Source organism: Streptomyces luomodiensis, assembly GCF_031679605.1.
Lineage (GTDB): Bacteria > Actinomycetota > Actinomycetes > Streptomycetales > Streptomycetaceae > Streptomyces > Streptomyces luomodiensis.
Genome location: NZ_CP117522.1, coordinates 5,188,016 through 5,200,858 on the forward strand (window position 1 = coordinate 5,188,016; position 12,843 = coordinate 5,200,858).

The 12,843-nt window shown below is 72.4% G+C and carries 14 protein-coding genes; 6 read left to right on the top strand and 8 right to left on the bottom strand.

Annotated elements, in window-relative coordinates:
• Positions 1–399 precede the first annotated feature (399 nt).
• From PS467_RS21800 to PS467_RS21815, 4 genes are all read right to left on the bottom strand, one after another.
• Positions 400–1,503: an AMP-binding protein gene (locus tag PS467_RS21800; RefSeq protein WP_311036673.1), complete on the bottom strand. Its 1,104-nt coding sequence runs from the start codon at positions 1,501–1,503 to the stop codon at positions 400–402.
• Positions 1,504–1,575: 72 nt separating this feature from the next.
• A complete protein-coding gene (locus tag PS467_RS21805) occupies positions 1,576–2,970 on the bottom strand; it encodes an aldehyde dehydrogenase family protein (RefSeq protein ID WP_311036674.1) in 1,395 nt (464 codons plus the stop codon).
• Positions 2,971–3,191: 221 nt separating this feature from the next.
• Complete coding sequence (locus tag PS467_RS21810; RefSeq protein WP_311036675.1) at positions 3,192–3,536, bottom strand: YbaY family lipoprotein; 345 nt, start codon at positions 3,534–3,536, stop codon at positions 3,192–3,194.
• Positions 3,537–3,685: 149 nt separating this feature from the next.
• Positions 3,686–4,621 carry a hypothetical protein gene (locus PS467_RS21815; protein WP_311036676.1) on the bottom strand — a complete coding sequence of 312 codons (936 nt, stop codon included), beginning with the start codon at positions 4,619–4,621 and terminating at the stop codon, positions 3,686–3,688.
• A gap of 412 nt (positions 4,622–5,033) precedes the next feature.
• Here PS467_RS21815 and PS467_RS21820 point away from each other — a divergent pair, with 412 nt between their 5' ends.
• From PS467_RS21820 to PS467_RS21835, 4 genes are all read left to right on the top strand, one after another.
• Positions 5,034–5,423: a TOBE domain-containing protein gene (locus tag PS467_RS21820; protein ID WP_268973341.1), complete on the top strand. Its 390-nt coding sequence runs from the start codon at positions 5,034–5,036 to the stop codon at positions 5,421–5,423.
• A gap of 61 nt (positions 5,424–5,484) precedes the next feature.
• Entirely contained in the window at positions 5,485–6,375 is an 891-nt protein-coding gene (gene modA, locus PS467_RS21825; protein WP_311036677.1) for a molybdate ABC transporter substrate-binding protein, read from the top strand.
• A gap of 35 nt (positions 6,376–6,410) precedes the next feature.
• On the top strand, positions 6,411–7,244 hold the full coding sequence (locus PS467_RS21830) for an ABC transporter permease (protein WP_311039930.1): 834 nt from the start codon (positions 6,411–6,413) through the stop codon (positions 7,242–7,244).
• Complete coding sequence (locus PS467_RS21835) at positions 7,241–8,440, top strand: ABC transporter ATP-binding protein (protein WP_311036678.1); 1,200 nt, start codon at positions 7,241–7,243, stop codon at positions 8,438–8,440. The genes PS467_RS21830 and PS467_RS21835 overlap by 4 nt, the downstream gene beginning before the upstream one ends.
• Before the next feature lie 156 nt (positions 8,441–8,596).
• Here PS467_RS21835 and PS467_RS21840 read toward each other — a convergent pair whose 3' ends face one another.
• Complete coding sequence (locus PS467_RS21840) at positions 8,597–9,157, bottom strand: hypothetical protein (RefSeq protein ID WP_311036679.1); 561 nt, start codon at positions 9,155–9,157, stop codon at positions 8,597–8,599.
• 226 nt (positions 9,158–9,383) lie between these two features.
• Here PS467_RS21840 and PS467_RS21845 point away from each other — a divergent pair, with 226 nt between their 5' ends.
• Positions 9,384–9,980, top strand: a complete 597-nt coding sequence (locus PS467_RS21845; protein WP_311036680.1) for a TetR/AcrR family transcriptional regulator — start codon at positions 9,384–9,386, stop codon at positions 9,978–9,980.
• A 93-nt stretch (positions 9,981–10,073) separates the two neighbouring features.
• Here PS467_RS21845 and PS467_RS21850 read toward each other — a convergent pair whose 3' ends face one another.
• A complete protein-coding gene (locus PS467_RS21850) occupies positions 10,074–10,667 on the bottom strand; it encodes a TetR/AcrR family transcriptional regulator (protein WP_311036681.1) in 594 nt (197 codons plus the stop codon).
• Between the two features lie 97 nt (positions 10,668–10,764).
• Here PS467_RS21850 and PS467_RS21855 point away from each other — a divergent pair, with 97 nt between their 5' ends.
• Positions 10,765–11,151 (top strand): nuclear transport factor 2 family protein, encoded by a 387-nt coding sequence (locus tag PS467_RS21855; RefSeq protein ID WP_311036682.1) that lies wholly within the window; start codon positions 10,765–10,767, stop codon positions 11,149–11,151.
• A gap of 109 nt (positions 11,152–11,260) precedes the next feature.
• Here the strand turns inward: PS467_RS21855 and PS467_RS21860 are convergent, their stop codons facing one another.
• Together PS467_RS21860 and PS467_RS21865 are read right to left on the bottom strand one after the other, a co-directional pair.
• Positions 11,261–11,800 carry a DinB family protein gene (locus tag PS467_RS21860; RefSeq protein ID WP_311036683.1) on the bottom strand — a complete coding sequence of 180 codons (540 nt, stop codon included), beginning with the start codon at positions 11,798–11,800 and terminating at the stop codon, positions 11,261–11,263.
• A gap of 115 nt (positions 11,801–11,915) precedes the next feature.
• Entirely contained in the window at positions 11,916–12,572 is a 657-nt protein-coding gene (locus PS467_RS21865; protein ID WP_311036684.1) for a hypothetical protein, read from the bottom strand.
• Positions 12,573–12,843 lie beyond the last annotated feature (271 nt).

Below are 12,843 nucleotides of genomic sequence, written 5' to 3' on the forward strand. Positions count from 1 at the left end.
AGCGGATCCTGGGCCGGAAGCGGCGGACGCGCCCCGGTGCCGGCCACGCGGGTACCCGCCGGGCGGTTGTCGGCCAGGCGGTCCGGGCACCTCGTCGACAGGGTGCTGTGGTCATCTGCGGCGGGATGGACGCACGAGGGCGCCACCCATATCGCCGCGGCGAGCACCAGCACGGCACGCCAGAAGGCGGAAGGTACGGTGCCGCGCACCGGAACCCTTCGTATGTGGCCCGCTCCGTCCCGCCCTCTGCCCATCGCGCCAGATCGTAACCACTGTGCCTGCCGCGACTGAATGGGTACATGACGAAACGCGGCAAACGCCTGGTGGGCGGCGGACGTGTAAGCAGCTCAGAGAGCGGGCGCAGCGGACGTAGCGGGCACAGTAGACGTAGCGGACGTCTCAGTAGACGCCCTCGATCACGACCTCGTCGTCGAACATCGCCACCGGCCCCACATCGGCCACCGAATCCCCGACCCCACCCTCGGGCGGCGGGATGCGGATCGCCAGATCGCGTTCGAGGTTGTTGGGCAGCAGACAGGACTTGCTGACGTGGTTCATCACCACCTGGCCGCGCTCGCCGTACGGCACCGGCTCCCCGCTCACCGGGTCCACCACCGAGAAGGTGACGAACGGGGTGCGCGGATCGAAGACACACGGCTCGTCCGGGCCCAGCCCCAGCCGCTCCGTGGCGCCGCCGAGGATCATGGTGTTGCCGTAGGTGCCGTAGAGCTCACAGTCGGGGAAGACCTCGGTGCGCAGCAGATCGCGGGTGTCGGCGTCCATATGCGCACCGCCCCACATGATGCCCTTGACCTTCCGCCCGATCAGCTCGATGAGGTCGTCGTGCCGGGCCAGCCGCTCCAGCAGCGGCGGAGTGGTCATCAGCACACCGATGTCCTGGGTGCGCAGGACGTACGCCGCCTGCTCCACCAGATGGCTCACATAGGCGTCGGTCTCCTCGGTCTTCCCGGCGGAGATCAGCTTCTTCACCCACCGAGGGTCCATGTCGACGCGGAACATCAGCCCACCGTGCCGGGCGGCCGCGCCCGCGACCATCTCGCCGACCATGTGCGGGCCGCTGGGGGCGATGGCGAGCCAGTCCACCCCGCGCGGGATGCCGAGCCCGTCCAGGTCGGCGCTCAGCCCGTACGTGAGGCGGTCCAGCCAGTCGCGCAGACACACGATCCGCTTGGGCGCGCCGGTGGTCCCGCCGCTTTCGAAGACACCGACGATCCGGGCGTCCGCGCCGTAGCCCTGGGGGATGAGGTCCCGCACCGGCACCTCGCGCAGCTCCCCGGTGACATTGGGGAAGAGCGCCAGATCGGCGACGCCCTTGACGTCCCGCCGCGGATCGAAGTCCAGCGACGCGGCCCGCCGCAGCCAGAAGGGGGAGCCGGTGTCCGGGCCGAAGTGCCACTCCATGGCGGCGCGTATGTACTCGTCGGGGTCGGGGCGCTCGTCGAAGGGGACGTCGAGCACCGAAAGGGAGGGAGTGGTCGGCACGGAATGCTCCTCGCGGGTGGCGGCGGGTGGCGGCGGGGCGGCGCGGACAGTGGGTGAGGTGACAGGGGCCCGTCAGCCGCGGATGACGGCTTTTGTGCGCATCAGGAACTCGCCGAGATACGCGTCGTGCGGAATGCCCGGGGCGATCCAGTGGGTGGGATGGTCCCCGATGTAGAGGTTCTTGATCGACGGCTCGGCGAGCAGCGCGTCCAGCAGCGCCTCGTCCCCGGTGATCGCCGTGACGACCAGGCTGTCCCGGAGCGCGGCGACACCCGCAGTGGGCGTCCAGGGGGCCACCCAGACGCAGGGGAACGACAGCTCCACACCCAGCCGTGCGTCCCGTGGGTCGTCGAGCTGGAAGACGGCGGGGCGCAAGGCGGCGCTGCCGTCGCCGAGGTCGTCCACCACCCCGTCGCCGCCCAGCCAGGCCCGCGCGCCCGCGGCCTTGGTGCGCAGATGGCGCTCGAAGCCGCGCGCGACCTCGAGCGGATGGACCGGCAGCACCGCCTTCTCGTCGTGCGGCGGCAGGCTGGGCAGGGCGGCGAGCCGTTCCGCCAGCGCCTCCGCGACCGGCGCCGGATCGCCCTCGACGAGGACGGCGGTGGCGTTGACACACGCGGTGCCGCCGTGGCGGGCGACGGAGTCGACGACGACATCGAGGTGGTCGCGCCAGTCCCGGTCGGCGGTGATCAGGATCTTGGAGCGGCCCGGTCCGTTGGGCAGTACGGCCGGATCGGCGGCGTAGCGGTCGATGACCTCCTGTCCGCCGTAGACCATGCTCAGATCCGCGCCCCGCAGAATCTCGCCCGCGGCGTCGTGGTCGGTGGGCAGCAGCACCACCTGGTCCGGGCCGAAACCCGCCTCCCGCAGGGCGCTGACCAGCCGGTACGGGGTGAGTGGCTCACGGCGGGAGGGGCGTACGGCCACCCGGTAGCCCAGCGCCAGCGCCTCCAGCCACAGGGCGTGCACGGCAGGGTGGTTCCCGGCGGCGTGCACGGCGAAGACATCGCCGCGCCGTATCCACACCGCGCTGCCGGTCCGGGCGTACGGATCGCGCCAGTCGCCCACCGCCCCCACCGGACGGGCCGCCTGCACACTGCGGAACGCCTCGGTGGCGCTGAGCCGTATCGCCTCCACCGCGATCCGCACATTGGCGAGCGGGGTGCCCGACATCCGGCACACCGCGCTCTCGTATCCGGCGGCCGTCATCCCGGCGACGGTGCCGGTGGCGAACAACTCCCCCGCCCGCTTCAGCGCGGCCAGCCGCTCCTCCAGCGGCGGCGTCCCGGCGGCGCGCAGCGCGGCCAGCGCCCGGGTGACGAACAGCCGCGGCACCAGGGAGAGTTCGGCCATGGGTGCGCCGGTGACATCGCTGACGGTGAGGCGGTGCCGGGAGCGGTAGGGCCCCTTGGGCCCCAGCGCGTCGAGCGTGTCGAGGGCGTCGAGGGCGGTGGCGGGCTGGGACACGCTGGCTCCTTGACGACGTTGCGCTGCTGAGGGGTGGCACAGGAAGGGATGGCAGGGAGGCATGACAGAGAGAGATGACGAGGAGGGATGACGGGGGATGAACCCGCCTCAATCCCACGGCGTGGACGGGGAGGTGTCAATTGGCCCAAAGGCCATGCCGGACCTCGTTCGCCGTACGAGAGCGCCCCTCGTCCGTCGGACGAGGGTGACCGGGGCGCCCGTCAGACGAGGCCGACCGGGGCGATCAGACCGGCGGTGGGACCGGCCGGTACGGGACTGGCCTCAGCACTGGCCAGGTCGCCGCTCTCCACGACCCCCGAGCCGCTGATGTCCACATGGACCCGCAGTCCGTAGGTGGCGCCCGGGTCGAGCTCACCGGGGACGGTGACGCTGAACGGGACATGGCCCCCCGGGCTCAGCGGCACATCGGTCAGCACCTGCGCCGCCACGCTCGACTCGGGCGTATCGGAGCGGGACACATTGCGCACCTCCACCACCACCCGCGCCGCGCGCCCGGCGGGGGCGTCGGGGGGCAGGGTCACGATGCCGCTCAGGACACTGCTCATTCCGCCATGGATTCCCCTCGGGCCGGTGGTCCTGTTCCGCCGTTCGGGTGGGAGTCCGTTGGTACGCCGTTCGGGCCGGGGGGAGTGGTGTCGTCAGCCCGCGCAGGGGCGGCCCCGGCTGTGCCGCGTCTGCCGTCGGCGCCGTTGGCTCATTTGCGCCGCCGTGCACCGATCCCGTCCCGGACCCGCTCCCGTAATCGCTCCCGCAGTGGCGCCCGGACCGGGTGCGCGGTGGGCGCTGCGGCGTGGGTCGCGGCCGGGGTACGGTCGGCGGCCGCGCGGCGCCGCTCGAGGTAGAGGTGGGCGCCCCAGCCGATGACCCCGCTCGCCAGCGAGCCGGGCAGCCCGCCGCCGTCCACGTACATGCAGGCGGCGGCGTCCCGGCAGGGCCCGCAGCGGGCCAGGTGCTGCCACAGGTCGGCGGGTGAGGGGGTGTCGGGCGACCGGGTGGCGGCGTCCAGCAGCTTGGCGTAGCTGCGGCACTCCTCGTCGGTGAGGGTGTCCACATGGGCGCGCTGACAGCGCGCGCGGAAGGACTCGCGGACCCGGGTGATCTCCTCGGGGGCGTACTCCGGGTCGTAGCCCAGCTGACGGGCCACCGTCTCGGTGGACCGCCCCTCCACCTCGACCAGCCACAGCAGCTCCCCGTCCGCCTCCGGCAGGTCCCGCAGACCGCGCAGGGCGAGCGGCTGCTCGCGGGGCGCGGCGGCGAAGCGCGCGGCACGGTCGGACGCCAGCCAGGTCCGCAGATCCGGGGTGAGCCGGTCTCCGTGGCGGTGGGCGTGCCAGTCGGCGGCGGTCTTCCGTACGGAGGTGAGGAAGAGCGGAAGCCACGGGAGGCGCTTGCCGAAGCCTCGGCTGCGGCGGTTGCGGGTCTCCCGGATGCCCCGCCGGAACGCCTCGGTGGCGAGCCGCATACCGGCTTCGGGGCTGGTGGTGCACAGTTCCGCGTAGTCGGCGACCGCGTCCCAGTAGGCGCCCAGCAGGGCCGTCGCGGAGGCGGTGCCATCGGCTTCCTCGGCGGGCGCTCCGGCGGGGCCGGGGCGCCTCGGGGAGCCGTCCCTGGGAGATGCGTGGTCGGGCATGGAGGCGATTCCTCCCTCACGAGCAGCGGCACTCACACGAACAGCGGTGCCCCCGCCGGGGGCGACCCTTCCACCACGGATCGCGGGGGGATGGCGGCCAACAGGGCGTCCCCACCTCGGAGTTGGGGATTCCCCTTGCGGGGCGCGCCGAGCTTTTCACGCGGGCGAGCCGGCTGACAAGGGACGTCGGGGAGTCCCGGCCCGGGTTTGTGATCCACCTGATAACCCCCGCCCGAGCGGTTCGCGACGTGAACTCCTGTGCGTTCGCGGGTACGTGAGGTGGGGCCGGGCGGCCGGTGACTCGGAGCACCCGCGCCGGTCACGCAGATGCCAGCCTCCATGCCCCAATGGTTGGACGAATACCAGCCTCCACCCCTGTACCACCTCGCAGACGCGGCGTTACCATCGGCGGATGCATACGTACCGGATCGGCGAGGCCGCGGCCTTGATGGGGGTCAGCGTCGACACCCTGCGGCGTTGGGTCGACAGCGGACGGCTGACCGCCGAACGGGACGAGCAGGGGCGCCGGATCATCCCTGGCCCGGCGCTCGCCGCGTTCGCCCGTGAGGTCAGCAGCGGCGCAGAGCGCGACCATCCCGGCTCATCGGCCCGCAACCGCTTCTCGGGCATCGTCACCGAGGTGATCCTGGGCGATGTGTCCGCGCAGGTGGAGATCCAGGCGGGGCCGTTCCGCGTGGTGTCCATGATCAGCCGCGAGTCGGCGGAGGAGCTGAAGCTGGAGCCCGGCGTTCCGGCCGTCGCCGTGATCAAGTCGACCAACGTGGTCGTGGAAACGCCGTGAACGCGCGCGCCGGGAACGGCAGCGGCAGAGCGGCAGTGGCAGAGAGGGAGAGACAGACCCCATGACGACCCCGGCCCGTTCCGTATCCGACCCCCAGCACGGACCCCGCCCCCGGCTCCGGTCCCGCCTCCGCTCTCGCCAGGCGCTGCGCGCGGTGGGCGGTTTCGCGCTCGCCGCCGTGGCGCTCACCGCCTGCTCCTCCGGAGACTCCGGCGGCTCCGGCGACTCCGACGGCTCCGCCACGAAGTCCGGCTCCGGCTCCTCCTCGAAGAAGCTGTCCGGCACCGTGACCGTGTTCGCGGCGGCCTCGCTGAAGGAGAGCTTCACCTCGCTGGGCAAGACCTTCGAGAAGGAGCACCCCGGCACCAAGGTCTCCTTCAACTTCGGCGGCAGCGACTCCCTCGCGGCCAGCATCACCTCCGGTGCGCCCGCCGACGTCTTCGCCTCCGCCAGCCCGAAGACCATGAAGACCGTCACCGACGCCAAGGCCGCCAAGGGCACCCCGGCCACCTTCGTCCGCAACCAGCTCGAGATCGCGACCCTCCCGGGCAACCCGAAGAAGATCGCGACGCTGAAGGACCTCACCGGCTCCGGGCTGAAGGTCGCGCTGTGCGCCAAGGAGGTGCCCTGCGGGGCGGCGGCGCAGAAGGCGCTGGACGGGGCCGGACTGAAGCTCACCCCGGTCTCGTACGAGCAGGACGTCAAGGGCGCCCTGACCAAGGTGGAGCTGAAGGAGGTGGACGCCTCCGTCGTCTACAAGACCGATGTGAACGCGGCGGGCGGCAAGGTCGAGGGCGTGGAGTTCCCCGAGTCGAAGCAGGCCATCAACGACTATCCGATCGCCCTGCTGAAGAACGCCCCGAACGCCGAGGCGGCCACCGCCTTCATCGACCTGGTGAAGTCCGCGCAGGGCCAGAAGGTGCTCGGTCAGGCCGGTTTCCTCAAGCCGTGACCGAGCTGGAATCCGCGGCCGGCCCCACGGAGGTCCTGGAGGACACGCCGCGACGGCCCCGCACCCCCCGCACACCCCGCACCCGCCTCCGGGCGGGGGTGCCGCTGCCGCTGCTGCTGCCCGCCCTCGGCGGCCTGGTCTTCCTGGTGCTTCCACTGGTGGCGCTGCTGGTCCGCGCACCCTGGCGGAGCCTGCCCGACCAGCTGACCGGGGTCGCGGTGTGGCAGGCGCTGCGGCTTTCGCTGATCACCGCGACCGCCGCCACCGCCGTGGCCCTGGTGCTGGGCGTACCGCTGGCGTGGCTGCTGGCCCGCACCCGGTTCCCCGGCCGCCGGCTGGTGCGCGCCCTGGTGACCCTGCCGCTGGTGCTGCCGCCGGTGGTGGGCGGCGTGGCGCTGCTGCTCGCGCTGGGCCGCAACGGGATCGTCGGCCGCTGGCTGGACTCCGCGTTCGGGATCACGCTGCCGTTCACCACCGCGGGGGTGGTGGTCGCGGAGGCGTTCGTGGCGATGCCGTTCCTCGTGATCAGCGTCGAGGGCACGCTGCGGGCCGCCGATCCGCGGTACGAGGAGGCCGCCACCACCCTCGGCGCCTCGCGTTTCACCGCCTTCCGGCGCGTCACCCTGCCGATGGTGGCGCCGGGCGTGGCCGCTGGCGCGGTGCTGGCCTGGGCGCGGGCGCTGGGCGAGTTCGGCGCCACCATCACCTTCGCGGGCAACTTCCCGGGCCGTACGCAGACGATGCCGCTGTCGGTCTATCTCGCGCTCCAGAGCGACCCGGCCGCCGCCATCGCGCTCAGCCTCGTGCTGCTCGCCGTCTCCATCGCGGTCCTGGCCGGGCTGCGCGACCGCTGGATGGCCGCCTCATGACCACGGACACCTCCCCCGAGCCCACCGAACCCACCGAGCCCCCCGAGCCCACCGAGGACACCGAGCCCCCTGAGGATGCCGCGCCGCACACCGACGGCCGCGACGGCCGCGACAGCCGCGACGGCCGCGACAGCCGCGACCGCGACGGCCTCGACGCCCGTCTCGTCGTCGACCGCGGCACCTTCCGGCTCGACCTGCGGCTGTCCGCCGCGCCCGGCGAGGTGCTCGCCCTGCTCGGGCCCAACGGCGCGGGCAAGACCACCGCGCTGCGCGCCCTGGCCGGGCTCACCCCGCTCACCGCGGGGGCGCTGCGGCTGGACGGCACGGCCCTGGAGGAGCCGGAGCGCCGGCTGCGGGTCCCGCCCGAGGACCGCCCGGTCGGCGTCGTCTTCCAGGACTATCTGCTCTTCCCGCACCTCACCGCGCTCGACAACGTGGCCTTCGGCCCGCGCTGCCAGGGGGTCCCGAAGGCGGCGGCCCGCGCCCAGGCGGCCGACTGGCTGGACCGGATGGGCCTGGCCGACCGGGCGGGCGCCAAACCCCGCGCGTTGTCGGGCGGACAGGCCCAGCGCGTCGCCCTCGCCCGCGCCCTGGCCACCCGGCCCCGGCTGCTGCTGCTGGACGAACCGCTGGCCGCGCTGGACGCCCGCACCCGCCTCGAGGTGCGCGCCGGGCTCCGCCGCCATCTGGCCGACTTCCAGGCGGTGGCCGTCCTGGTCACCCACGACCCGCTGGACGCGATGGTGCTCGCCGACCGGCTCGTGGTCGTCGAGGAGGGCCGTATCGTCCAGGAGGGCGCCCCGGCGGACATCTCCCGCCGCCCCCGCACCGACTACATCGCCAGCCTCGTCGGACTCAACCTCTACCAGGGCCGCGCCGACGGCCACACGGTACGGCTCGACGGCGGCGCCACCATCACCATCACCGAGGACCTCACCGGCCCGGTCTTCGTCGCCTTCCCGCCCGCCGCGGTCACCCTCCACCCCGACCGCCCCGACTCCAGCGCGCGCAACCTGTGGCGGCTGGAGGTGGCCGGCATGGAGTCGCACGGCGACCAGATCCGCGTCGACCTCACCGGTGAACTCCCCCTGCTGGCCGACCTGACCACCGCCGCGGTGGCCGAACTCGCCCTGCACCCGGGCCGCACCGTCTGGGCCACCCTCAAGGCGACCCAGACCCACGCGTATCCGGCCTGAGCCCGGACGCCGGCCCCTCGGGCACGGGATCGTCGGGCGGACGGGTTCGCGCTGCACGCGACGGCCTTTCGTCCCCTCACGGAGCCGCGGGCCCGGTCGGCGCGGGGGTGCCGACCGGGCCCGCGGTGCTTGGGGCCGGGGTGCTTGGGGCCGGGGTCATGCCTCCTTGCCGGCGCGGTTCAGGCGGAGGGCGGAGACGAGGAAGAAGACGCCGCCGAGGAAGGCGTAGCCGGCGAGACTGCCCAGGGAGGCGTCGTCCTTGCCGGCCTGCGCGAAGAATGATGCTCCGGCGAGGGTGGAGATGGCGCCGCTGGCGATCATCGGCCACTGGCCGCCCAGGTGGCGCCGGACGGCGCCGACGACGAGCTGGACGATGCCCGCGGTGATGGCCCAGACGCCCCAGACGCGCAGGACGGCCGGGATACCGGAGGTGGCGGCGATGACCAGGCCGATGCCGGTGAGCGTGCTGAGCGCGATGTTCGCGTACAGGCCCTGGACCGGGCCGTCGTTCGCCTGGGCGGACCTGACGTCGACGACCGCGCACGCCACGTCGAACAGGGGGTAGATCACCAGCAGCGTCGCGCTCAGCGGCCCCAGCGTGTCGGCGGTCGCGAACAGCAGGGCGGCCCACACGGCGGCGAACGCGAAGCGCACGAAGTACAGCTTGCGCAGGGCCGCGGGAACGCTGGTGGGGGTGGTGCCGACGAGGGTGTCCAAGGGGGTGCCTTTCGGTGGCGGCGTAGTGGTGTGCAACGGCTGAGTCATCGGGTGCCTGCGTCCGCTTCCCCGATCAGGCGGGTGACCGTGCGACGGAGGGCCATGAGGCGCCATGAGGCACCGCCAATCGTGAGGGAGAACGATCTGTCTCACCGGATCCAACGGGATCGGTGCGGCCACTGTCAAGACCGAACGTTCTCCCTCGCCGCATTGATAAGGTGGGCACATGAGCCCCAGCCCAGGAAGCCGCAGCACATCCGAAGCGCGATCGCGGCTGCTCAGTACGGCGGTCAGGATTTTCTACGCGGAGGGCATCCACTCCGTCGGCATCGACCGGATCATCGCGGAGGCGCGGGTGCCCCGGGCCACGCTGTACCGGCACTTCTCGGGCAAGGAAGAACTCGTCCTCGCGTACCTCGACCAGGCCGACCAGGGCATCCGGGCGCAGGTCGAGGCCGCCCAGGCGGGCGAGGGGTCGGCGGCCGACAAGGTCCGGGCCGTCAGCCGGTCCATCGCCGAAGGCATCCGGTCACCCGGCTTCCGCGGCTGCGCCTTCCTCAACGCGGTGGCCGAATACCCCGACCCCGCCCACCCGATCCACCAAGCCGTCCTGGCCCACCGGCAATGGTTCCTGGACGCCATCACGGACCTGCTGGCGCAAACCGACGACGCGCCCGCCGACACGGCCGGCCGGCACCTCGTCATGCTCCGGGACGGCGCCATGGCGGCCGGCTGCCTCTTCGACCCGGAACTGGTCACCGAGACCTTCCTGCACGGCGTCGAAGGAATCCTGCGGGCGCGCGCCGCCTCATGGAGGCCGTAGCCAGGACTCGGATCGGGTTCCCTCGGCGCGGCCGCTCCCGGTGTGACGCCCCAGCCCCTTCCCGGCGGACGGACCCGGACCGCCGCGGCGGGCTCAGGCGTGGTGTGCCGGAGGGGCGGCGGACCCGGCGTCCCACAACTCGGTGACCAGGGACCTCGCGTAGTCCTCGTCCGTCTCCGGGATCGAGAACACCACCCGGAAGTAGAGGGGGGCGACCACGCGGTCCAGCACCCGCTCCAGTGAGGGCGTCCGCTCGCCCCGCCGGGCCGCGGCCTCCAAGGGGGCCTGGAAGCGGGCGCTGACCCGCTCCAGGCACTCGCGCAGCCCGGCCCGGCGGGCGTCCACGTCCGGCGCCACTTCGGCGCGGAAGAACGCCACGCCTCCGGGCCGGGACAGATCGGTGAGCGTCCACACCGCCACCTGCTCGAGATCCTTCCGCAGATCGCCGAGCAGCTCCGGCGTCTCCTCGTCCTGACGCCGGGCGGCCACGTCCGCCAGGAGGGCGGAGGTGGTCCCCCAACGGCGGTAGACCGAACTGGGGTTGACGCCGGCGCGGCGCGCCACCGCGGGGATGGTCACCTTGTCGGCGCCGACTTCGTGCACCAGCTCGACCGTCGCCCGGTGCACGGCGGCGCGTACGCGGGCGCTCCGGCCGCCGGGGCGGCTGTCTTTGCTTTTGTCGGTCATCCCCCCACCTTAAAGCAATGAGTTGCGCTTTAGTGCGTGGTCTGTCTAGGCTGCTAAAGCAGAGATCGACGCTTTAAGCACTTCCCATGGAGGACCCATGTCCCAGTACGAGGCCGCCCACCAGCTCGGCAAGCAGTTCCACGCCTTCCTCGCCGCCGGTGACTGGGACGGCATCCGGACCCTGCTCACCGACGACGCCACCTGGACGCTCCCCGGTGACAACACCATCTCCGGTACGGCGGAGGGCGCCGACGCGGTCGTGGCGCGGGCGAAGAAGATCGCTTCCTACGGTCTGAACTTCGAGCTGCTGCACATCCTGGTCAGCCGCGAGAACATGGCCCTGTCCCTGCACAACACCGCCCGCCGGGGCGAGGTCCGGCTGGACGAGTACCTGTCCACCGTCTGCCGCCTGCGCGACGGCAGGATCGCGAGCATCGAGACCTACCTGTCCGACGTCCCCGGCATGAACGCGTTCTTCGTCTGAGCCTGTTCCGCACGCTCTGGCCCGGCGCCACGTTCGGTGACGGGCCGCCGGGGTGTTCCGGGTGTCCTGGGTGTCCTGGGGTGTCCTGGGGTGTCCTCGCGCCGGTCCGTCATTCCCCGGCGCGCAGCGGGGACGCGGCACGCAGCAGCCGCAGCTGGCCGATCTCCGAGACGTTCTTCATGAGTTCCGCGTTCACCCACGCCACCGTGTGAGCGACGGTCCGCTCGGGGTCGCGCTCCCACGGGAATGTCGCGGCGCGGTCGAGATCGGCGTCGGTGAGGTGATCCAGCCCGCTCAGCCAGTCGTCCCGAAGGCCGCGCAGCCAAGCGATCGCCGCGTCTCCCGGCCCCGGCCATACGATGTCCGCCCGCTCACGGGGCGTGCGGCCACATACGTGATCAGTGGTCACGCCCAGCCACCATCCCAGGTGCCAACTCACCCAGCCGATCGTGGGAACGGGCACCGGATCCGGCTCCGTATCCGCCCAGTCCGGGACCCAGCCGCCCCGGGCGTCCCGGCGAACGGTCCAGCACTCGGCGGCCGGCTCCCACAGGAAGTCCTCAGGCGCCAGACGCTCCAGGTGGTACTCGAACAACGACCAGGTCAAGCCGAACTGCCAGCGCAGCAGATCGCATCGGGGAGAATCCACCGGGCGACCCTGGCACGGAGGGTGAAGCCTCCGCAAAGCAATATCCCAGCCCTGACACACCGCCCGCCCCGCGCGCCGTCTGCCGCGCTGTTCCGCCTCGGCCGCCGCCTGGCTGCTACGAGGCGTCCTTGGAGCCGCTGCCCTCGGTGTCGGCGTCGGTATCGGCGTCGGCGTCGGTGTCGGTGTCGGCCTTGGTGTCGCTGGGGGCGTCCCCCTCGGCCTTGCCCTTGTCCTCGGCCTCGTCCTCGCTGGAGTCCTCGAAATACTCATCGAGCACCGCGTCGAGCTCCGCCGTCCATTCCTTGAGGAGCTTCCGGGCCGGTGCCTCGACATCGGCCGTGTACCAACGCCGGTTGGTCGTATAGACCGTGATCCCGAACCGCTTCCCGAACCGCGGGGTGTCGACCTCCACCGCGCCGATCTCGTCCCACTCGAACTCGGCCTTCTCGCCGTCGAGTTCGAACGCGACGCCACGGCGTCCGGCCCGGATCGCACCGCGCCGGTCGGACACCTCGAAGGCGACCCCGTCGTCGTCCGCTTCCCCGTCGGACGACGCGAGATCGGACGTGACGTCGGCCTCGGTGCCGGAGGGCGCCTCGGCGCCGGACTCCTCCTCGGCGTCGACGCCCTCTTCCCGGTCGACCTCCTCCTCGGCGGCGACTTCGTCCTGCGGCCGCTCGGCTGCCTTGTCCGGGGCGTCCTCCTCCGCATCGGCAGGGCGCGGGGGCGTCAGGCCGGGGACAAACCCCGGGTCCGTCCCGGCTGTGTGCATGGGCGGGATGATCGGTCCAGTGCTCTGCTCCACGGCCGGAAGTATTGCCGATAAACCTGTGCCGACGACAGGCAACCCCGCCCCCCAATCCAGCCGCCCGGCAAAGCCGCAGGTGACGCGCAAGGGATCGCCGGTGATCCCCACCACCCCGCCCCTTTTACCGTCCCTTTACCATGGATGTGGGGACACTGCTTCCCCGGACACCCGGAAAGCCGAGCGATGAAGGAGCACCAGACCCGCAATGGGTGAACCTCCCAGTACCACCCGTGCC